Origin of the sequence: Paucilactobacillus oligofermentans DSM 15707 = LMG 22743, assembly GCF_001434315.1 — a bacterium.
GTDB lineage: Bacteria > Bacillota > Bacilli > Lactobacillales > Lactobacillaceae > Paucilactobacillus > Paucilactobacillus oligofermentans.
Genome location: NZ_AZFE01000003.1, coordinates 79,662 through 101,335 on the forward strand (window position 1 = coordinate 79,662; position 21,674 = coordinate 101,335).

Genomic DNA, 21,674 nt, shown 5'->3' on the forward strand with positions numbered 1-21,674 from the left:
CTTAAATTAGATTACACAGCTTTCACATTGGTTAGCACCAACTTCTTCTTCGCCATCAGTAAAGGTCCGAATGTAATAAATTGACTTGATGCCCTTATGGAAGGCATAGTGACGAAGAATGTTTAGGTCACGAGTTGTCATTTTATTGGTCCGACCATCTTTCCATTCGTAAGTACCGGCAGGAATCGTTGAACGCATGAAGAGCGTTAAGCTTAATGATTGATCAACATGTTCTTGTGCAGCGGCATAAACATTAATAATTTTACGCATATCCATATCGTACGCTGATTTATAGTATGGCATAGTTTCATTTGAAAGGTAAGGAGCTGGATAATAAATTTTTCCAATTTTCTTTTCTTGGCGTTCTTCAACCTTGTTAATGATGGGATGAAGACTAGCAGTTGTATCGTTAATATATGAAATTGAACCATTTGGGGCAACGGCTAAACGATTTTGGTTATAAAGACCATCTTTTTTGATGTTATCGCGTAAAGTGGTCCAATCAGCTGTAGTTGGAATTTTAATATTGGCGAATAATTCTTTTACACGAGCTAGCTTAGGGCTGAAGTTCGTATTAAGGTATTTATCGAAATATGAACCATTGGCATAGTCGCTATTTTCAAAGTTATCAAAAGTTGCTTGCTTTTCACGAGCAATTTCGTTAGAAGCAACTAAAGTCCAATAGTTAAGTAACATAAAGTAAACGCTAGTAAATTCAACTGATTCAGGTGATCCATATTCAAGTTGGTTTTTAGCTAAGAAGCTGTGAAGCCCCATGGCACCAAGCCCAATTGAATGAGCTAAGTCATTACCGTGTTGAACAGTTGGGACGGATTCGATATTTGAACTATCAGTAACAAAAGTAAGTGCACGAGTCATTGCGTTAATAGATTTACCAAAATTAGGTGAGGCCATTAAGTTAACAATGTTAGTTGAACCAAGGTTACAACTTACATCAGTTCCCATGGTTTCATATTCTTGTTTATCATTAACGGTACCAGGAGTTTGAACTTGCATGATTTCTGAGCAAAGATTACTCATGATAATCTTACCTTGAATTGGGTTAGCGCGGTTCGCAGTATCAACGTTGACTACGTATGGATAACCAGATTCTTGTTGAAGTTTGCTGATTTCATCTTCGAGTTCACGAGCTAATACTTTTGTTTTCTTGATGTTATCGTTAGCGACCATATGGTCATATTCAGCTGTAATATCAACATATGAGAATGGCTTACCGTATTCACGTTCGACATCATAAGGACTGAATAGATACATAGCATCATTATTTTGAGTTAACTCATAAAACTTATCGGGAATCGTTACACCAAGTGATAAAGTCTTCAAACGAATTTTTTCATCAGCATTTTCTTTTTTAGCTGATAAAAATTGAACGATGTCAGGATGGAAAACGGATAGATAAACCACACCTGCACCTTGTCGTTGTCCTAATTGATTTGAATAAGAGAAACTATCCTCTAATAATTTCATAACGGGAACAACGCCACTAGCGGCACCTTCAATATGCTTAATTGGATCACCTGCACCACGAAGGTTACTGAGGTTAATTCCGACACCACCACCAATACGTGACAATTGAAGTGCTGAATTAATTGTTCGACCAATGGTATTCATATCATCGGTAGTTGAAATAAGGAAACATGAAACTAATTCACCACGGCGTTTACGACCAGCATTTAAAAATGATGGAGTAGCTGGTTGATAGCGTTGATGTACCATTTCATCAGCTAATGACATTGCTAAGTCTTCATTACCATTAGCAAAGTAAAGAGCGTTCATAGCAACCCGATCAATGTAGTTTTCTAAGTAATAATCATTATCATCGGTTTTTAAAGCGTACTGAGCGTAAAACTTATAAGCAGCCATAAAAGATTTAAAATGAAAATTTTCGCTTTTTAAATAAGCGTAAAGCTTTTCGATAAATGAAAAATCATATTGATTAAAAAATTCCGGTTCAATATAGTCATTATCTAATAGGTAATCAAACCGATCACGTAAGTCGGTGAACTTTTTAGTATTTGGTGTGACGTTTTGTTCAAGGAAAGCATCAAGGGCTTCCTTATCTTTATTTAGCGGAATTTGGTTGTTGACGGGGATGTTAATCTCATTATTTAAATCGAAATAGGTAACATCGTTAAGTTCTTTTAATGACATGTGTTCGCTCTCTTTCTTCATTTAAACTAAAAAATAAACAAAAGAAGACGGATCTTCAATAAGACCCGTCTTCATGCATTCAAATAACTGTCAGTCTAGATTGCTAATTGGCTTAACACATCTGGACGAAAACCGGTGAATGAATCGCCGTTGCCTAATTTAATTACTGGTGTTGCTTGGAATCCTTCAGCTTTTAGACTATCAATAAATTCTGGTTGTTCGTCAATGTTGTGTTCAATAAACTCCACATTGTGTTCTGCAAGGAAACGCTTTGTCATCTTGCATTGCATACAATTGTTTTTTGAAAATAATGTTACTTTACCCATATTCTTCACCCTCATAACTGCTTTTTACTAACTTATTTATGTTTATTAGTATACCGCGTGTAGTGGAAAATGCAACATAAAAACACCACATATTGTGACATTTGAAAATAAAACACACCACATATTGTGGTGTGTTAACATTTTGTAAGTAGCAATTAAATTGTATTTTTTTTTTGGTTAATACGATATGATAGAAACATACTTATATTTGGAGACGAGAAAATGAATAATCACTATTATACACAAAATCCGGATGTAATTCATCAAAAAAAATCATGGGATTTTGAATTACGAGGTCATAATTTTAAGTTTGTAACTGATAACGGGGTTTTCTCTAAGCAATCAGTTGATTATGGTAGTCGCGTATTAATTGAAAACTTTGAAACAAATGATTTACCCGCGGGCAATATTTTAGATTTAGGTTGTGGATATGGGCCAATTGGATTGTCATTGGCATATGCTTATTCAGATCGAACTGTTGACATGGTTGACGTTAATGAGTTGGCGCTGGAGCTAGCTCGTGAGAACGCTAATAATAACCAAATTAAAAACGTTACTATTAATAGTTCAAATGCATATGAAAATATAACTGATAAGTACGCCTCAATCGTTTCTAACCCACCAGTTCGAGCTGGAAAGAATGTTGTTGATAACTTTATTACCGAAGCTAATGATCACCTACTGGTAGATGGAACGTTATGGATTGTCTTACAAAAAAAGCAAGGAGCACCGTCTGCTAAAAAGTTAATGACGGAAACGTTTGGGCATTGTGAAGTTATAAAACGTGATAAAGGATACTATATTTTGAAGAGTGTAAAAGTAGGAGATTAATTTCGATGACGGTTGAACAAAATCATTTTTATATGTCTGAAGCAATCAAAGAGGCCAAACAGGCATTAGTTGTTAATGAAGTACCGATTGGGGCAATCGTCGTTTGTAATGGTCGAATTATTGGCCGTGGTCATAATATGCGCGAACGATTTCAAAATGTAACATTTCATGCTGAAATGTTGGCAATTGAAGAAGCGTGTGACAACTTGCATAGTTGGCGACTGGAAGATTGCGAATTATATGTGACTTTGGAACCATGTATGATGTGTAGTGGTGCAATTGTTAATTCAAGAATAAAAACGGTCTATTATGGGGCGCAGGATCAAAAAGCTGGGACGGTTGAAAGTCTATATCATCTATTAAATGATTCACGGTTAAATCATCAAGTTGAGGTTGTTTCTGGGGTGATGGAAGCCGAATGTGGTCAGATGTTGAAAGCTTTTTTTAAGGCCATTCGCCAGCGGAAAAAAGAAGCTAAACGATTAAGGTTAAGTGACTAGCATTTTTTTGCTAGATATAGTATGATTATTATTGCCGAAAGGCCTTAGGGCGAGGGCGCTCTTACGAACCGTGTCAGGTCCGGAAGGAAGCAGCACTAAGTTTGCAGTACCTTGTGCCTTAAGTTTTTAAGTAAATTAGCAGATTGGCGTGATATTTCACGGCCAATCTTTTTTTATACAAATAAATGGATGATTCTATATTTTCATCGTACAGACGAGTTAAAAATGAAGTATAATTATTTACATAGATTTACTGAGAAAGGAAAAAAGCTGATGAGTTATCAAGCATTGTATCGAGTTTGGCGGCCACAACGATTTGATGAAATTGTGGGTCAACAAATTATTACCACAACTTTAAAAAATGCGTTAATTTCTAATCAAACTAGTCATGCGTACTTATTTACCGGACCTCGTGGGACCGGGAAGACGTCAGCCGCTAAAATTTTTGCTAAGGCAATTAATTGCCAATTCTTAAAAGATGGCGAACCATGTAATGAATGTGAAACTTGTAAAGAGATAACAAGTGGTCAGTTAAATGATGTAATTGAAATTGATGCTGCTTCAAATAATGGTGTAGAAGAAATCCGTGATATTCGGGATAAAGCTAAATACGCACCCACAATTGCAGAATATAAAGTTTATATTATTGATGAAGTTCATATGTTATCAACCGGGGCATTTAATGCACTATTAAAAACTTTAGAAGAGCCACCAGCAAATGTGGTATTTATTTTAGCAACAACTGAACCGCATAAAATACCGTTGACGATTATTTCAAGAACACAACGATTTGATTTTAGACGAATTTCTGCGGAACAAAGTTTTGAACGAATGAAATACATTTTAGATCAAAAAAATGTGACTTATGATGAACAAGCCTTATGGATTATCGCACGAGCAGCCGAAGGTGGGATGCGTGATGCATTAAGTATTCTTGATCAAGTAATTTCATTTAGTAATAATAAGGTTGAAGTTGAAAATGCACTCTTGGTAACGGGAAGTGTTACAAAAGGATTATTACATCAATATGTTGAACAAATAACTGATCATGATGGGGCTAAGGCGCTTGAAACAATGCAAAATATTATGAATGAAGGTAAGGATGGTCAACGATTTATCGAAGACTTAATTTCATTTATTCGTGATTTGCTGTTGTATCAAAAAGCACCCTCAATGGTTAATGTTGAAAGTACCGGTTTGTCAGCAGATGAGTTGAAACAATTAGGTGATAAAGTCACCGCAGATATTTGGTATGAAGCAATTGATACTTTAAATGAAATTCAGCAAGAAATGCGATTTACTACGCATCCAGACGTTTATCTAGAAGTCCTAACGATAAAATTGGCGCAATTAAGTGGTCAATCAAATCAACCTAAAGCGGTGGTTGAAAATGATTCACGAGTTGATCAATTACAGCAACAAATGGCTAAAATGCAAGCTGAAATTAAGAAACTTGCCAATGGCGCAGGTACTGCCATTCCACCACAAACCGTAGTTAAAAAGCCACGTGTAAGTGTTAGCAAAAATGCCCCTAAGGTAAATTTGGCGAAGGTTTATCCAATATTAGAAATTGCCACTAAGGAAGACTTAGTTAATCTGAGAGATCTTTGGGGTGATATGCTGGATATGTTAACAGTGCCACAACGGTCAATGTTACATGTATCAAATCCCGTCGCTGCAAGTGCAAGCGGAGTAATTGTTTCGTTTGATTATAGTTTGCTCTATCAAGAAGCAGCTGATGATGCTGAATTGCTTCAAAAAATGCATGATAATTTAGAAAAACTTAGTGGCAATGACCGAGATATTATCTTTGTTTCGAAAGAACAATGGCCAAGCATTCGTCAAGGATATATCGATCAGTTAGCTGGTAAGAAGCAGTCTGGTGAGGTTGTTGATGAAGAGCCTAGTGACGGTGATACACCTGAAACTGGTGAAAATAGTACAAGTAATTCAACAAAAGATGATAAGATAGTTAGTGAAGCACAAGAATTATTCGGCAATGAGATTGTTGAAATAAAAAATGATTAATTAAAGGTGGAATTTACGATGATGAACGGAATGGGAAACATGCAACAAATGATGAAACAAGCACAAAAAATGCAAAAACAAATGGGTGAAGAACAAGAACAATTAAATGCCCAAGAATTTATTGGTAACGCTCCAGATGATATGGTCACAGCTACATTTACTGGTGATAAAAAATTAAAAGATATTTCAATTAATCCAGAAGCTGTTGATGCAGATGATGTTGAGATGTTAGAAGATTTAGTAGTTGCAGCCGTAAATAACGGGATTGCTAAAATTGATGATGCTACTCAAAAGACAATGGGTAAGTACACCAAAGGCTTAGGTATGTAGGAGACTGCTATGCAATATCCAGAACCAATTGCACAATTAATTGAAAGTTACATGAAATTACCGGGGATCGGTAATAAGACAGCAACCCGGTTAGCTTTTTATACAATCACAATGCAAGATGATGATGTAACTAATTTTGCCAAATCCTTGTTAGCAGCTAAACGTGATTTACATTTTTGCAGCATTTGTGGAAATTTAACTGAAGATGATCCCTGCCCAATTTGCCAAGATAAGTCACGTGATCAAGCCACTATTTTAGTTGTTGAAGAACCAAAAGATATTATTTCAATGGAAAAAATGAAGGAATATCATGGACTTTACCATGTGCTGAATGGGGTCTTATCACCGATTGAAGGAACTGGACCAGAAGATATTAATATTTCTTCATTATTGGTTAGACTGCAAAAAGATGAGACAGTTAAGGAAGTAATCGTGGCTACCAATGCCTCTTCTGAAGGTGAAGCAACCGCAATGTACTTATCACGCTTAATTAAACCAGCGGGGATTAAAGTTACTCGTTTGGCTCATGGATTATCAGTCGGGGCAGATATTGATTATGCTGATGAAATGACGTTGTTTAAGGCTGTTGAAGGTCGGACTGAATTATAGAAAAGCAGGTTAATGATGTTTAATCGAATTAATAAGCATATTAAGAATGAATATGATAACCAGCTTTTGGAATTAGTTTATAGTGCTAAAGCAAGTTGGGACCATGCTCAAGAAACTGAACAAGCAGTTTATGAAAGTAATGTAACTAATGAATTAGAGATGCAAACGCAATTACAAAAGCAAAAATATATGTATTTATTTCGTGAGGCTCGTCGGCGCGAGGTACATGGTTAATAACTAAAACGGGGGATAATGTATTGAACGGAAAATTTATTTCTTTTGAAGGACCAGATGGAGCTGGAAAAACAAGTGTTTTACAAGCCATTGGTCAAGAATTATCTGTAAAATATGGCGATGATTTAGTATTAACTCGTGAGCCAGGTGGCAATAAAATTTCAGAATCAATTCGAAATATTATTTTAGATTCAGCTAACACAGAAATGGATGCTCGAACTGAGGCCTTATTGTATGCGGCGGCTCGTCGGCAACATTTGAAAGAAACGGTAATTCCAGCTTTAGAGTCTGGGAAAATAGTGATTTCAGATCGATATGTTGATAGCTCAATTGCATATCAAGGTGCAGGCAGAAGTATTGGTGAAGATGAAGTTTGGCAAATGAACCAATTTGCAATTGATGGTTTGGAACCAGATTTGACCGTGTATTTAGATATTGAATCTGAAGAAGGTTTACGACGGATTAAAACTTATCGAACGGATGAGATTAATCGACTCGATGTTGAGGACCTAGAGTTTCATCAACGAGTGAGAAGCTCATATCTCAAGTTAGCAAAAGAAAATTCAGATCGTATCAAATTAGTAGATGCTAGTCAGCCACTTGAAAAAGTTTTAATAGCTGTAAAAGCTACAATGTTGCAAAAATATCCTAACCTGTTTTAATAGTAATTAACAATACTAATCAAGGGAGTGTGACAATTATGAAAATGATTATAGCAATTGTGCAAGATAAAGATAGTAATGTTTTAAGTAATGAATTTATTGAAGCAGATATTCGAGCAACAAAACTATCATCGACTGGGGGATTCTTACGCTCTGGAAATACAACCTTTTTAATTGGTATTGAAGATGAACGGATTGAAGAAGTTATGAAGTTAATTGAAAAAACTTCACATACACGAGGACAATTTATGACACCACAAGTTAACATGGATGTTTCCATGGACGCTTCAGCTGCATATCCAGTAGAAGTTCAAGTTGGTGGCGCTACCGTATTTGTCTTACCAATTGAACAATTCCATCAATTTTAGAGAGTAGTTTTATAATATGAGTGAAGTAAGTACGATTTTTAATCAACTGGAGCAAGAGCAACCACATATTATTTCAAGATTTAAGCATATTATTAAAAATGATGAATTAGCGCATGCGTATTTATTCGCTGGACCATCAGGGTCAGGTAAATATCAACTAGCTGAATGGCTTGCAATGCGTTTATTTTGTTTACATGTTGAAAATAATCAACCAGATGAGACTTGCGAGGAGTGTCAACGGATTTTATCTGGGAATCATCCAGATATTGTGGAAATTGAGCCTGATGGACGACAAATCAAAGTTGATCAAGTTCGTTATTTAAAATCTGAGTTTTCTAAAAGTGCGGTTGAGGGTTCAACCAAAATATTTATGATTAAGCAAGCTGACAAGATGACGGTTAATGCGGCTAATAGTTTGTTGAAATTTTTAGAGGAACCAGATGGTGACTTCTTTGCATTTTTAATGACAGAGAATAAAAGCGCAATTTTACCAACGATTCAGTCTCGCAGCCAAAGTGTTGAGTTTTTGCCAATTAGTAAAGCTAGATTGGTTGAGTTTTTAATTAACGAAGGAATTTCTAAAAGCCAAGCTGAATTTGCGACTGGGTTAACCAATTCAGTTGATCAAATTAAGCAATGGTTAGAAGATGATTGGTTAGATCAAGCACAAGCGGCGGTAATTAATTGGTATCAAGCAATAGGAAATCATGATTTACAAAGCTTTATTACTGTACAACGTGAGATTGTCCCCTTGGCGAAGGAACGTTACCTGCAGCAAACAATATTGGACATGATAATGTTGATTTGGCGTGATACAATTATTAAAGCTAATCAGCATGATGCTGCTGAAATTAGTTATCAGTCAGCAAATGAATTAATTCAAGCAACAGTTGATAAAACAGCCAGTCGAAAGATAACGCAGGTTGCGCAGTTAACGCTGGAATTACGACGAAAATTAGATCAGAATATTAGTTTTCAAAATGTATTAGAACAACTAACAATTAAAATATTAGACATACTACGTGGGTAACACGGAGGAATAAAAATGGCTGAAAGAATTGATAAACGTGAAGTGTATGATCGCTTTGCTAATGTAACAAAACAAACTCAGGAATTACTTGATAGTATGGAGCAATTGAAGCTTGATATGACCGAAATTCTAGAGGAAAATGCAGAATTATCTGTTGAAAATGAGCATTTACATACGGTTATTAAAGAATTCAAGGGCGAAAATAACGAAGATGATAGCTTATCAATGCCACGACAAAACTTGCAAAAAATTTATGAGCAAGGTTTTCATGTTTGTAATGAATATTATGGAAAACGACTTGATTATAATGAATCTTGTACCTTTTGTTTAGATGTTATTTTTGGCAGACAATAACTAGAGTACTGAACAACATCGGGTTGTTTGAGAGTGCTGAAATATTATGATAGTTTTAAATTTAAGCTCTGCATGTCTAATTAAGGGATGTAGGGCTATTATTGTTTATGTAATTAGTTAACTGGTAAAGGAGAAATATTGTGCAACGTCAACATAGTTTTGATCAAACTGAATTAGGAACCCTTTATTTGGTACCAACACCAATTGGAAATTTACAAGATATGACTTTTCGAGCGGTTGATACACTTAAAAAAGTTGATTTGATTGCCGCTGAAGATACACGTAATACGCAAAAGTTATTGAATCATTTTGAAGTTGAAACTAAACAAATTAGTTTTCATGAACATAATACGGCGCAACGAATTCCACAATTAGTAGAAAAATTATTAAATGGAGACTCAATTGCACAAGTTAGTGATGCTGGAATGCCATCAATTTCTGATCCAGGAAAAGAATTAGTGGCAGCGTGTATTGAACATGATATTCCTGTTGTGCCACTACCAGGAGCTAATGCGGGGCTAACAGCACTAATTGCATCAGGATTAGAGCCGCAGCCGTTTTATTTTTATGGCTTTTTAGGTCGTAAGCCAAGTTTTCAAAAACAAGAACTAACTGCGCTAGCTAACCATCAAGAAACGTTAATTTTTTATGAATCACCACATCGAATTGCTAAGACCTTAGTAAATATGATTGAAATATTTGGGCCACAACGTGAGGCAGTTTTAGCACGTGAATTAACTAAGAAGCATGAAGAATTTTTACGAGGGACCTTAGTAGAATTACAAGAATGGGCAACCGTTGATAATGTTCGTGGTGAATTTGTGATGATGGTAGCAGGGAATGATGTTGAAGAAGTTGATGAATCATTAGTAGATTTATCGCCAATTGAAGAAGTTGTTCATTTGATTGAAGCAGGTGAGTCGACAAATAATGCAATTAAGCGAGTTGCTAAAAGAAGACAAATTAATCGACAAGATTTATATAAAGAATTTCATGAAATATAATTTAAAGTGGTGGTGATAAGTTTGGAACAAAATGAATATAGTATGAAGCATACGGTGACATATTATGAATGTGATCCACAAGGAAATGTAACGGTGGGGATGCTGATTAATTTAGCTATTCTAGTTTCAGAAAAGCAATCAGATGCAGTTGGCTTAGGACCAGATATTGTGGGCCAATTTGGCGGTGGTTGGGTTATTACTAACTATAATATTGAGATTACCAAGCTTCCAAAAGTTGGCGAAACAGTTGTATTAAGTACGCGAGCAACTTCTTATAATCGTTACTTTGCTTTTCGCGAATTTTGGATTCGAGATCAAGCAGGTAATGAATACGCACATATTGCAAGTATTTTTGTTTATATGGATTTAACGACGCGAAAAATGGTGCAAATTCCTAACGAGATTTTACAACCATTTCATTCAGAGGAAGTTAAACGAATTCCGAGAGTTGGAAAATTAGAAGCAATTACTTCGGAAGAATTACTTCTGCGGCAAGATTATCATGTAAGATATTTTGATATTGATGCTAATCAACATGTAAACAACGCTCATTACTTTGACTGGATGTTAGATGTATTGGGTGAAGATTTTATGAAAACCCATCGATTGAAAAAAATGTTGATTAAATATGAGTTGGAAGTTAGATATGGCAAGGATTTAGTGACAAGTGAGGTTGCGATTGATGATGCGACGTTAATGACAAAGCATCGAATTGGAACACAAGGCAATTTAAATGCGGAAGCAAATTGTTGGTGGGAAAAACTCGCGTAAGCGCATTCTTGTGGTAAACTAAAGTGAATAATATTTCTCAGGAGGTTTGATTGCATGTCAATTTTAGTTGCTGGTGGTGCAGGATACATTGGGTCACATATGGTGGCCAGATTAATCGAACAGGGTAAAAGTGTTGTGGTCGTTGATAATCTATCAACTGGTCATAAGAAAGCAATCAATGCGAAAGCTAAGTTTTATCAAGGTGATGTACGAGATCATGATTTTTTGAATCATGTCTTTGATACAGAATCGATTGATGCAGTTGTTCATTTTGCTGCATTCTCAGTAGTTCCAGAATCCATGAAAAAGCCACTTAAATATTTTGATAATAATACTGGTGGGATGATTACTTTATTGGAAACAATGAATGATCATGATGTTAAGAAGATCGTCTTTTCATCAACAGCGGCAACGTATGGTGTTCCTGATTCAGTACCAATAAAGGAAACAGATACGCAAAAGCCAATTAACCCATATGGTGAAAGTAAATTAATGATGGAGACAATGATGCATTGGGCTGATGTTGCTTATGGTATCAAGTTTGTACCATTACGTTATTTTAATGTTGCTGGTGCAGCTGAAGATGGTAGTATTGGTGAAGATCATGGTCCAGAAAGTCATTTAGTTCCAATTATTTTGCAAGTCGCTCAAGGTAAACGTGATGAGCTCAAAATTTTTGGTAATGATTATGACACTCCAGATGGCACCAACGTGCGCGATTACGTTCACGTAACCGATTTAGCCGATGCACACATTTTATCTTTGAAGTATTTGGATGAAGGTCATGATAGTCGAGCCTTTAATTTAGGTTCTTCAACTGGATTTTCAAATCGTCAAATGGTTGAAGCTGCTCGCGATGTTACGGGTAAACCAATCCCAACGGTTGATGCACCACGTCGAGGTGGCGATCCTGATACATTAGTAGCTGAAAGTAAGGATGCACGAGAAATTTTAGGTTGGAAACCACGTTTTGATGATGTTCATGAAATTATCAAAACGGCTTGGAAATGGCACGAGACACATCCTAATGGATATGAAGATAGATAATTAACCTTGAGTAAAGTTTACAGACCAAACGTCTGCTAACTTTACTCTTTTTTGATAGAAAGACACTATGGCAACATAATATGATTGTGGTAAGATAGTTGATGTTTACTTGAAAGGACTTACTAATGAAGATTTTGTCTATAGATACATCTAACGCACCGTTAGCTATTGCCTTAGTTGAGGATGATCAGTTAGTTGCTGAAACAACTTTAAATGTAACTAAAAACCATAGTGTGTTTTTAATGCCAGTGATTGAACAATTAATGAAAATGGCTAGCTGGACACCAGCAGAATTAAATCGAATTGTTGTTGCCAAAGGACCAGGTTCATATACTGGCGTTCGAATTGCGGTAACAACCGCAAAGACTCTGGCCAGTACGTTAAAAATTGAGCTAGTAGGGGTTTCGAGCTTGGCAGTGATGGCTAAAGACCCAGCAGAATTAACTAATTTACCAGTGATTGCAATTTTTAATGCTAGAAGAAATACAGTTTTTACTGGTGGCTATCAAATGGAACAAGGAAAATTAGTTAGTTTTATTGAAGATGCTCACATGGAATTAAGTGAATTAATTGAAAAAATCAATGAAAAGCAACAACCAGTGTTAATAGTTGGGGATATTTTACCCGAATTTAAAAACCAGTTTGAAACTAACAGTAAATTTATTACATTAGGTAATGAACAATCATCATTTCCATCTGCTTTTCAGTTAGGTTTGATGGGTGCAAAAATTAATCCAGTCTCAGATATTGATAGTTTTGTACCTGATTATTTAAGAATAACGGAAGCTGAAATGAATTGGCAAAAATCTCATCCAGGAGAGTTAAAAAAATCTTATGTTCGCGAAGTTTAAAAAATGGGTTAATCTTAATCGTCAAAAGCAACGACGAGAAGAGATTGCGCAAACAATTGAATTAAAAAACGCAATTATTAATATTAGTGATTGCGATTATTTTGTTGCGCGCGCACAAGTAACTGATGTTCCAGAAATAATCGAAGTTGAAAGAAAAATTTATGGTAATACGCCATGGAATGAAGCCGCGTTTTTACAAGAAATTCGTCGCCGTCGTGATCGCTTGTATTTAGTCGTTCGAAAGAATGATAAATTATTGGGATTCGCAGGTTGCTCATTTAATCGACAAACCAATGAAGCGCACTTAACGAATATTGCGATAAGCCCCGAATATCAAGGCAAAGGGGTTGGTGGATATTTAATTCATAAATTAATCCGTAAAGCTGCCCTGATCAATATGAAAAAAATGACCTTAGAAGTTCGTAGTAGTAATTGTGAAGCACAACGGTTATATCGACGGATTGGATTTATTGTGGTGGGTAAAAAAGTTGGCTATTATTTTGGCGATCATGAGGATGCTTTGGATATGGAACTTGATTTAGAATATTTGAAAGGAAATTAACTATGGAAAATCGTAAATTGATACTTTCTTTTGAAACTAGTTGTGATGAAACAAGTATTGCAGTGATTGAAAATGGTGATACGATTTTATCGAATATTGTAGCTACTCAAATTGATAGTCACCAGCGATTTGGTGGAGTGGTCCCAGAAGTCGCTAGTCGACATCATATTGAACAAATTACGCATTGCCTCAATGAAGCGCTAGAAACTGCTAAAGTAGATTACAATGATTTATCAGCAGTTGCCGTAACGTATGGACCCGGACTTGTAGGATCTTTATTAATCGGGGTAACCGCTGCTAAAGCAGTCGCGTTTGCTCATGATTTACCATTAGTTCCTATTAATCACATGGCCGGTCATATTTATGCAGCTCGATTTGTAGATCAATTTAAGTATCCTCAAATGGCGTTGTTGGTATCTGGTGGACATACAGAAATTGTTTACATTGAGTCGGAATATGATTTTAAGGTACTGGGTGAAACACGAGATGATGCCGCCGGTGAGGCCTATGATAAAATTGGCCGCGTGCTAGGAGTTAATTATCCTGCCGGTAAGACCATTGATGAATGGGCACATGAAGGACACGATACATTTAATTTTCCACGGGCTATGGAAAAAGATGACAATTATGATTTTAGTTTTAGTGGACTTAAAAGTTCATTCATTAATACTGTTCATAATGCAGAGCAACGTGAAGAAAAGTTAGATACCAAGGATCTGGCCGCAAGTTTTCAACAAAGTGTGATTGACGTTTTAGCTAGTAAAACTGAACGAGCATTGGCTGATTATCCAGTTAAACAATTAGTTTTGGCCGGTGGAGTTGCAGCTAATCAAGGGTTACGTGATCGAATTGAAAAAGATTTGAATCAGAAATTTTCCAATGTTCAATTACTGATGGCACCACTTAAACTGTGTGGCGATAATGCGGCGATGATTGGGGCCGCTGGTCAAGTAGCTTTCGACCACAAAAAAAGAACCGACATGAGTTTAAATGCGGTTCCCGGATTATCGTTTTAAGTAAATTGTTCTAATTCTTCTGCGGCTTCGGTCCAGTTGATTTCAGCAATATCAAGTTTATCAGTAAGTTCATTGAGTTCTAACTGCAAATCGCCTAATTTTGTACCATCTGAAGCATTATCTGGATCAGCCATTTGTAATTCAATGGCTGATTTTTTTGTCTCTAAGTCGTTCATTTCATTTTCTAACTGCTCGACTTGGCGTTCCAGCTTCCGGCGTTCCCGCTGTTGTTCTTTACTCTGCTGATAGTTAGTAGAACTAACTTTGGCGTCTGAAGTTGAAACTTGTTCAGTAACTACATTTTTTTCTAATTCTGCCAAATAATCATCATAATCACCTTCGAAAACTTGTGAATCGTCAGGACTGACTGATAAAATTTGTGTGGCAACTTGGTTAATGAAATATCGATCGTGAGAAATAAATAACACGGTACCATCAAATTCGTTGATGGCGTGTTCCAGAACTTCGCGACTATCAATATCTAAATGGTTAGTTGGTTCATCTAACACTAAAAAGTTAGAATGCTCAAAAGATAGTTTAGTTAGTTGAAGACGGGCTTTTTCGCCACCACTTAACGAACTAACGGTTTTGAAAACATCATCGCCAATAAATAGAAAACTGCCAAGAAGGGTTCGAATTTCACGTTCATCAACGGTTGGATAATCATCCCAAATTTCTTGGAGCACCGTTTTATTTGGATGCAAAACTTGCTGTTCTTGATCGTAATAACCGATTTTAACATTAGCACCTAGTTTGATATCACCATCGATTTTAGGAATCATCGAAAGAATAGTGCGAATCATCGTAGATTTACCAATTCCATTGGGTCCAATGACACCTAGTCGATTCGGTTTTCGAAGTTCAAAGTCAATTGGTCCAGCAATTTTTTTACTATCATAACCAATTTTTAAATTAGTAGTTTGAAGAACGATATTACCACTAGGAGAATCTTGTTTAAAAGTAAAGTGGATGGATTCGTCATCGGTGGTTGGTCGATCCATAACTTCCATTTTATCTAATTGTTTACGGCGAGCTTGGGCTCGTTTAGTTGTTGATGCCCGCACAATATTTCGATTTACGAAATCTTCCAGTTTATTGATCTCAGCCTGTTGATGCTCATAATGCTTCATTTCAATTTTTAAATCGTCAGCCTTTAAATCCATGAATTTTGAGTAATTACCAGTGTAATGTTTTAAAGTTCCTTGGCTCATATCATAAACTTCGTTAACAACACGATCTAAGAAATACCGGTCATGTGACACGATTAAGAGTGAGCCACTATAACTTTTTAAGAAGTCCTCAAGCCAGCCTAAAATAGTCATATCAAGATGGTTAGTTGGTTCATCAAGAATTAATAAATTGGGCTTTTGTAGTAGTAGTTTTGCAAGGGCTAGTTTAGTCTTTTGACCACCAGAAAGACTGCTAACAGGAGTGTGATAGTCATTTGAAAAACCAAATCCATTTAATACCCCACGCATTTGACTTTCAAATTCAAAGCCACCATTGGTAGCAAAATTAGATTGCATGAGATCATATGAATGAAGGACATTGGCATATTCTGTGGTTGCGGTATCTAAGGTTGCCATTTTTGCTTCTAAAGCATGAATTTTTCGTTCTTGTTCATGAAGATCGGTATAAACAGTATCAAGCTCATCCCAGATGGTTAAACTACTATCCAATCCTTGATCTTGAGCTAGATAACCAATCGTAGTATCCTTTTTGGTGCTAATTTCACCATCATCTGGTTGGGTGATTTGGGCTAACATTTTTAATAATGTAGTTTTGCCGGCACCGTTTCGACCAACTAAAGCCATGCGTGAACGGTCCTGAATTTGTAAGTTAATATTTTTGAAAAGATATTCGCTGCCAAATCTACGGGCAACATTTTGTGTTTGTAAAATAATCATTGATTTACCTCGAAATAGAATACTAAAATTGTAGCATATTAAAGGGGCGAACCGTATTAAAACAAACAAATGATAGCGTTTTATTTGAAAGAAGTTTCACAATGTGACTACATATGCTACAATTGACGGTGAAGTAAATTTCACAAGCAGGAGGAAAAATGATGAAGAGTAAAAAAATTCCTCGCGCCACAGCCAAACGGTTACCAATTTATTATCGCTATTTAAATATTTTATTAGATGCTAATAAACATCGGGTTTCATCTACAGAATTATCACAAGCAGTTCAAGTTGATTCTGCAACGATTAGGCGAGATTTTTCTTATTTCGGTGAATTGGGGAAACGTGGATACGGGTATGACGTTGAGGATTTATTGAATTTCTTTAAAGAAATTTTGAATCAAGACAAACTTACAAACGCTGCATTAATTGGGGTTGGTAATTTAGGCCATGCGCTACTAAACTTTAACTTCCATAAGAATAGTAACGTAAGAATTAGTGCTGCTTTTGATGTTAACGATACAATCGTTAATACCGTTCAGAGTGGTGTGCCAATCTATTCTGTTAATGATTTAGATCAACAGTTGCGTGATCAACAAATTGACGTGGTTATCTTATCAGTGCCATCAGAAAGTGCACAGACGGTTACTGATCAAATCGTAAAAGTTGGGGTTCGTGGGATTTTGAATTTCACACCGCTAAGATTAGCAGTGCCAAAAGATGTTCGTGTGCAAAATGTTGATTTAACTAATGAATTACAAACATTAATTTATTTTATTGATCATTATAATGCTAATGATGAAGAAGCTTAATGAATAATAAGTCAGTCCTAGAAATAGGATTGACTTTTTTTGTAAATGTGGTTAATTCTTGCATTTTACTCTGAGAATGTTATAGTAGATTTTGTGATTAGCACTCGGAACTTTCGAGTGCTAAAAAAATAAATTGTTGGAGGTATAGACGTGTTAAAACCATTAGGAGATCGCGTTGTTTTACAAGCTGAACAAGAAGAAGAAAAAACCATTGGTGGAATTGTCTTAGCATCTAATGCTCAAGAAAAACCAACTGTTGGTAAGGTAATTGCTATTGGAGCAGGCCGAGTTCTTGAAAACGGTGAGAAAGTTGCTCCTTCAGTAAAAGAAAATGATCGAGTATTATTTGACAAGTACGCCGGTAACGAAGTTGAGTACGAAGGTCAAAAATATTTGGTTGTACATGAAAAGGATATCGTCGCAGTTATTGAATAAATAGACTGTAAGATGATTAATAAAGATTAAATAAATTGTAATTAAAATTTTTTATGAGGTGAAATTATCATGGCAAAGGAAATTCAATTTTCTGAAGATGCACGTGCAAAAATGCTTAAAGGTGTCGACAAATTAGCCGATACAGTTAAAACTACAATTGGTCCTAAGGGACGTAACGTTGTTTTGGAACAAACTTACGGTTCACCAACAATTACAAATGATGGTGTAACAATTGCTAAGGCAATCGATTTAGAAGACCATTTTGAAAATATGGGTGCTAAATTAGTTGCTGAAGTTGCTTCAAAAACTAACGATATCGCTGGTGATGGTACAACTACAGCTACTGTTTTAACACAAGCAATTGTTAATGAAGGTATGAAAAACGTCACTGCTGGTGCAAACCCAGTTGGAATTCGTCGCGGTATTGAATTAGCAACGAAGACTGCTGTTGAAGCACTTCATTCAATGTCACATGATGTTAAGACTAAGGATGATATTGCACAAATCGCTTCAATCTCAGCTGCTAATACAGAAGTTGGTCGATTGATTGCTGATGCAATGGATAAAGTTGGTAACGACGGTGTCATCACGATTGAAGAATCACGTGGTGTTGATACTACATTGGATGTTGTGGAAGGAATGCAATTTGATCGTGGTTACATGTCACAATACATGGTAACTGATAACGATAAAATGGAAGCAGACTTAGACAACCCATACATTTTGATTACTGATAAGAAGATTGGTAATATCCAAGATATCTTACCTATTTTACAAGGTGTTGTTGAACAAAGTCGTTCACTTTTGATTATCGCTGATGATATTACTGGTGAAGCTTTGCCAACCCTTGTTTTAAACAAGATGCGTGGAACTTTCAATGTAGTTGCTGTCAAGGCTCCTGGCTTTGGTGATCGTCGTAAGGCTCAACTAGAAGATATCGCTGTTTTAACGGGCGGAACTGTAATTACTGAAGATCTTGGCTTGAACTTGAAAGATACAACGCTTGAACAATTAGGCCAAGCTAATAAGGTAACAGTTACAAAAGAAAATACAACGGTTGTTGAAGGTGCTGGCGCTAAAGCACAAATTCAAGAACGTGTTGATTTGATTAAGGGACAAATTGCTGAAACTACTTCACAATTTGATCGTGAAAAATTACAAGAACGTCTTGCTAAATTAGCTGGTGGAGTTGCAGTAATTAAAGTTGGTGCTGCTACTGAAACTGAACTAAAAGAAAAGAAATATCGTATTGAAGATGCACTTAATGCTACTCGTGCTGCCGTTGAAGAAGGATTTGTTGCCGGTGGTGGAACTGCATTAGTTGATGCCATTGAAGCCGTATCTGCCCTTGAAGCTGAAGGTGATGCTGCAACTGGTATTAAGATTGTTAAACGTGCACTTGAAGAACCAGTTCGCCAAATTGCTGAAAATGCCGGATTAGAAGGTTCAGTTATTGTTGAACGTTTGAAGGGTGAAAAGACTGGTGTTGGTTATAATGCTGATGCTGATAAGTTCGAAGATATGGTTGCTGCCGGAATTGTTGATCCAACGAAGGTAACTCGTTCAGCACTTCAAAATGCTGCTTCTGTATCTGCATTGTTATTAACAACTGAAGCAGTTGTTGCTGACAAGCCAGAAGATAATCCTGCTCCTGCAGCTCCAGCTGCTCCAGGAATGGGCGGAATGATGTAATTTAGTTTAATAAATAGGTTTAAAAACCGAGAAATGCTTTTATAGCATTTCTCGGTTTTTTGCATTTTTTAGGGTATACTGAGATTTAATAACGAAATGTACTAGTAGTTAAATTTTTAAAGTAGTACAATAGCGATTGTTCGATTTTTATAATTCAAGGAGATATTTAATATGTGGAGTTATTTAAAACGTGTGCTAATTGGTAAACCGTTGAAAACACTTGATGAAGGTGGGATGCATCTTAGCAAGTTTAAGGCGTTAGCTTTACTTTCGTCTGATGCTCTTTCTTCAGTAGCGTACGGTCCAGAACAGATTACAACTGTCTTGGTCGCTTTATCAGCAGTTGCACTCTGGTATTCAATTCCAATAGCCGTCGTTGTTTTGATTCTATTGTTGGCGATAACATTATCGTATCGTCAAATTATCCATGCATATCCAGGTGGTGGTGGGGCCTATATGGTAGCCAGCGCTAACTGGGGTCGCGATGGTGGATTAGTAGCTGGAGGATCATTATTAGTTGATTATATGTTAACTGTTGCGGTATCGACTACCTCTGGAACAGAAGCCATTACGTCTGCTATTCCAGCGCTTTATCCTTATTCGGTGCCAATTGCCATTGTAATTGTCTTTTTGATTATGGCGATGAATTTACGTGGGATGAGTGAAAGTGCCAATATTTTAACTGTGCCAGTCTATTTCTTCGTCGTCGTCTTATTCGTTACGATTGGTTGGGGACTGTTTAATATTGTTACTGGTAATATTGAATTTCAAGCACCAGCTGCTATTGGTAAAGCAGTACCCGGTGTATCAATCTTCTTACTAATTCGTGCCTTTTCTGCTGGTTCATCTTCATTAACTGGGGTCGAAGCCATTAGTAATGCCGTACCAAACTTTAACGCACCACGTTCAAAAAATGCGGCTGCTACGTTGTCAATTATGAGTTTAATTCTTGCCTGTTTCTTTGCAGGAGTTATCTTCTTAAGTTACTACTTAGGAGTTATGCCTAATGGACATGCGACTGTATTATCACAAATTGGTGCAGCTGTTTATGGCGGACATGGGGTTGGTTATTACTTACTTCAAGTTTCTACGGCATTAATCTTAGCAGTGGCCGCAAATACAGGATTTTCAGCCTTTCCAATTTTGGCTTATAATCTAGCTAAAGATAAATTTATGCCACATGCATTTATGGATCGTGGTGATCGTTTAGGATATTCTAACGGAATTATTGCCTTAGCCGTTGGAGCTGTTGTTTTAATTTTAATTTTCCATGGTAAGACTACAGCCTTGATTCCATTATATGCAGTTGGGGTATTCGTCCCATTTACATTATCACAGTCGGGGATGATTATTCATTGGTTCCGAACTCGTGAAGGTTGGTGGCTCGGTAAATCAGTAATTAATCTAATTGGAGCTTTAATTTCGTTATTCCTTGTTGTTGCATTGTTTTGGCAACATTTCGAAAAAGTATGGCCATATCTAATTATCATGGCATTGCTATTGTTATTGTTCCATAAGATCCATGAACATTATCGAAAAGTAGCTGAACAATTGCGGGTTGCTGCTAAATCAACCGTTCAAATTAAAGATTTCGATGGGGCAACAGTGATTGTGTTAGTTAGCAATGTAACCAAAGTAACAGCCGGAGCAATTAATTATGCTCGTTCAATTGGTGATTATGTGATTGCAATGCATATCTCATTTGATGAAAATCCGGGTAAAGAACATAAAACGGCTAATGAATTTAAAGCTGAATTCCCGGATGTTCGTTTCGTTGATATTCATTCATCATATCGCTCAATTGCAGCACCTACCTTACGCTTTGTTGATGTAATTGCTAAACGAGCTGCCGCAAGAAATTATTCGACAACTGTATTAGTACCACAATTTGTACCGCGACATCCATGGCAAATGGCGTTGCATAATCAAACTAGTTTACGGTTACGTGGAATTTTAAATTCTCGTGAAAACGTTATTGTCTCAACTTATAATTATCATTTAAAAGAGTAATTGAATTTCACAAACTAATTGATCAGCAAAACTATGGTTTAATACCGTAGCTTTGCTGTTTTTTTGGTTTAAATTTATTATGAGCTGATTAATTGTGAATTAAATAAATCAGCGTTATACTTCCTT

General features: G+C 36.3%; 23 protein-coding genes and 1 other RNA gene. 21 read left to right on the forward strand and 3 right to left on the reverse strand.

What is annotated here, in order from left to right:
- Nucleotides 1-6: 6 nt before the first annotated feature.
- Complete coding sequence (gene nrdE, locus FC70_RS01230; RefSeq protein WP_057889224.1) at nt 7-2,172, reverse strand: class 1b ribonucleoside-diphosphate reductase subunit alpha; 2,166 nt, start codon at nt 2,170-2,172, stop codon at nt 7-9.
- Nucleotides 2,173-2,267: 95 nt separating this feature from the next.
- Entirely contained in the window at nt 2,268-2,498 is a 231-nt protein-coding gene (gene nrdH / locus FC70_RS01235; RefSeq protein ID WP_057889225.1) for a glutaredoxin-like protein NrdH, read from the reverse strand.
- 222 nt (nt 2,499-2,720) lie between these two features.
- On the opposite strand from nrdH, the gene FC70_RS01240 reads away from it, so the two are divergent.
- The 17 genes from FC70_RS01240 (at nt 2,721) to tsaD (ending at nt 14,695) form a co-directional block, all read left to right on the forward strand.
- Nucleotides 2,721-3,329 carry a class I SAM-dependent methyltransferase gene (locus tag FC70_RS01240; RefSeq protein WP_057889226.1) on the forward strand — a complete coding sequence of 203 codons (609 nt, stop codon included), beginning with the start codon at nt 2,721-2,723 and terminating at the stop codon, nt 3,327-3,329.
- Nucleotides 3,330-3,334: 5 nt separating this feature from the next.
- Complete coding sequence (gene tadA / locus FC70_RS01245; protein ID WP_057889227.1) at nt 3,335-3,829, forward strand: tRNA adenosine(34) deaminase TadA; 495 nt, start codon at nt 3,335-3,337, stop codon at nt 3,827-3,829.
- A 36-nt stretch (nt 3,830-3,865) separates the two neighbouring features.
- Nucleotides 3,866-3,962, forward strand: an RNA gene (gene ffs, locus FC70_RS09070) — signal recognition particle sRNA small type.
- A 140-nt stretch (nt 3,963-4,102) separates the two neighbouring features.
- Complete coding sequence (gene dnaX, locus FC70_RS01250; RefSeq protein ID WP_057889435.1) at nt 4,103-5,857, forward strand: DNA polymerase III subunit gamma/tau; 1,755 nt, start codon at nt 4,103-4,105, stop codon at nt 5,855-5,857.
- Nucleotides 5,858-5,875: 18 nt separating this feature from the next.
- Entirely contained in the window at nt 5,876-6,187 is a 312-nt protein-coding gene (locus tag FC70_RS01255; RefSeq protein ID WP_057889228.1) for a YbaB/EbfC family nucleoid-associated protein, read from the forward strand.
- 9 nt (nt 6,188-6,196) lie between these two features.
- Entirely contained in the window at nt 6,197-6,796 is a 600-nt protein-coding gene (gene recR / locus FC70_RS01260; protein WP_057889229.1) for a recombination mediator RecR, read from the forward strand.
- Nucleotides 6,797-6,811: 15 nt separating this feature from the next.
- On the forward strand, nt 6,812-7,030 hold the full coding sequence (locus FC70_RS01265) for a YaaL family protein (protein ID WP_420835976.1): 219 nt from the start codon (nt 6,812-6,814) through the stop codon (nt 7,028-7,030).
- 23 nt (nt 7,031-7,053) lie between these two features.
- A complete protein-coding gene (tmk, locus tag FC70_RS01270; RefSeq protein WP_057889231.1) occupies nt 7,054-7,692 on the forward strand; it encodes a dTMP kinase in 639 nt (212 codons plus the stop codon).
- Between the two features lie 38 nt (nt 7,693-7,730).
- Complete coding sequence (locus tag FC70_RS01275; protein ID WP_057889232.1) at nt 7,731-8,060, forward strand: cyclic-di-AMP receptor; 330 nt, start codon at nt 7,731-7,733, stop codon at nt 8,058-8,060.
- 16 nt (nt 8,061-8,076) lie between these two features.
- Nucleotides 8,077-9,090: a DNA polymerase III subunit delta' gene (gene holB, locus FC70_RS01280; RefSeq protein ID WP_057889233.1), complete on the forward strand. Its 1,014-nt coding sequence runs from the start codon at nt 8,077-8,079 to the stop codon at nt 9,088-9,090.
- Between the two features lie 15 nt (nt 9,091-9,105).
- The gene (locus FC70_RS01285) at nt 9,106-9,444 is read left to right on the forward strand and encodes a DNA replication initiation control protein YabA (RefSeq protein WP_057889234.1); all 339 of its coding nucleotides are present in this window, start codon (nt 9,106-9,108) and stop codon (nt 9,442-9,444) included.
- A 140-nt stretch (nt 9,445-9,584) separates the two neighbouring features.
- Nucleotides 9,585-10,448, forward strand: coding sequence for a 16S rRNA (cytidine(1402)-2'-O)-methyltransferase (gene rsmI / locus FC70_RS01290; protein WP_057889235.1), 864 nt, complete (start codon nt 9,585-9,587; stop codon nt 10,446-10,448).
- A 21-nt stretch (nt 10,449-10,469) separates the two neighbouring features.
- Nucleotides 10,470-11,219, forward strand: coding sequence for an acyl-[acyl-carrier-protein] thioesterase (locus FC70_RS01295; RefSeq protein ID WP_057889236.1), 750 nt, complete (start codon nt 10,470-10,472; stop codon nt 11,217-11,219).
- Nucleotides 11,220-11,273: 54 nt separating this feature from the next.
- Nucleotides 11,274-12,266, forward strand: coding sequence for a UDP-glucose 4-epimerase GalE (galE, locus tag FC70_RS01300; RefSeq protein ID WP_057889237.1), 993 nt, complete (start codon nt 11,274-11,276; stop codon nt 12,264-12,266).
- Between the two features lie 125 nt (nt 12,267-12,391).
- On the forward strand, nt 12,392-13,117 hold the full coding sequence (tsaB, locus tag FC70_RS01305; protein WP_057889238.1) for a tRNA (adenosine(37)-N6)-threonylcarbamoyltransferase complex dimerization subunit type 1 TsaB: 726 nt from the start codon (nt 12,392-12,394) through the stop codon (nt 13,115-13,117).
- Complete coding sequence (gene rimI / locus FC70_RS01310; protein ID WP_057889239.1) at nt 13,101-13,679, forward strand: ribosomal protein S18-alanine N-acetyltransferase; 579 nt, start codon at nt 13,101-13,103, stop codon at nt 13,677-13,679. The genes tsaB and rimI overlap by 17 nt, the downstream gene beginning before the upstream one ends.
- A gap of 2 nt (nt 13,680-13,681) precedes the next feature.
- Nucleotides 13,682-14,695: a tRNA (adenosine(37)-N6)-threonylcarbamoyltransferase complex transferase subunit TsaD gene (tsaD, locus tag FC70_RS01315; RefSeq protein ID WP_057889240.1), complete on the forward strand. Its 1,014-nt coding sequence runs from the start codon at nt 13,682-13,684 to the stop codon at nt 14,693-14,695.
- Here tsaD and FC70_RS01320 read toward each other — a convergent pair.
- Nucleotides 14,692-16,602, reverse strand: coding sequence for an ABC-F family ATP-binding cassette domain-containing protein (locus FC70_RS01320; RefSeq protein ID WP_057889241.1), 1,911 nt, complete (start codon nt 16,600-16,602; stop codon nt 14,692-14,694). The genes tsaD and FC70_RS01320 overlap by 4 nt on opposite strands.
- A gap of 161 nt (nt 16,603-16,763) precedes the next feature.
- Between FC70_RS01320 and FC70_RS01325 the strand changes: the two genes are divergently transcribed.
- The 4 genes from FC70_RS01325 to FC70_RS01340 all read left to right on the forward strand — a co-directional run bounded on the left by FC70_RS01325 (nt 16,764) and on the right by FC70_RS01340 (nt 21,548).
- Nucleotides 16,764-17,411 (forward strand): redox-sensing transcriptional repressor Rex, encoded by a 648-nt coding sequence (locus FC70_RS01325; protein WP_057889242.1) that lies wholly within the window; start codon nt 16,764-16,766, stop codon nt 17,409-17,411.
- 150 nt (nt 17,412-17,561) lie between these two features.
- Nucleotides 17,562-17,846, forward strand: a complete 285-nt coding sequence (gene groES / locus FC70_RS01330; RefSeq protein ID WP_057889243.1) for a co-chaperone GroES — start codon at nt 17,562-17,564, stop codon at nt 17,844-17,846.
- Nucleotides 17,847-17,915: 69 nt separating this feature from the next.
- The gene (gene groL, locus FC70_RS01335; RefSeq protein ID WP_057889244.1) at nt 17,916-19,538 is read left to right on the forward strand and encodes a chaperonin GroEL; all 1,623 of its coding nucleotides are present in this window, start codon (nt 17,916-17,918) and stop codon (nt 19,536-19,538) included.
- Nucleotides 19,539-19,709: 171 nt separating this feature from the next.
- Nucleotides 19,710-21,548, forward strand: coding sequence for an APC family permease (locus FC70_RS01340; RefSeq protein WP_057889245.1), 1,839 nt, complete (start codon nt 19,710-19,712; stop codon nt 21,546-21,548).
- Nucleotides 21,549-21,674: the final 126 nt, after the last annotated feature.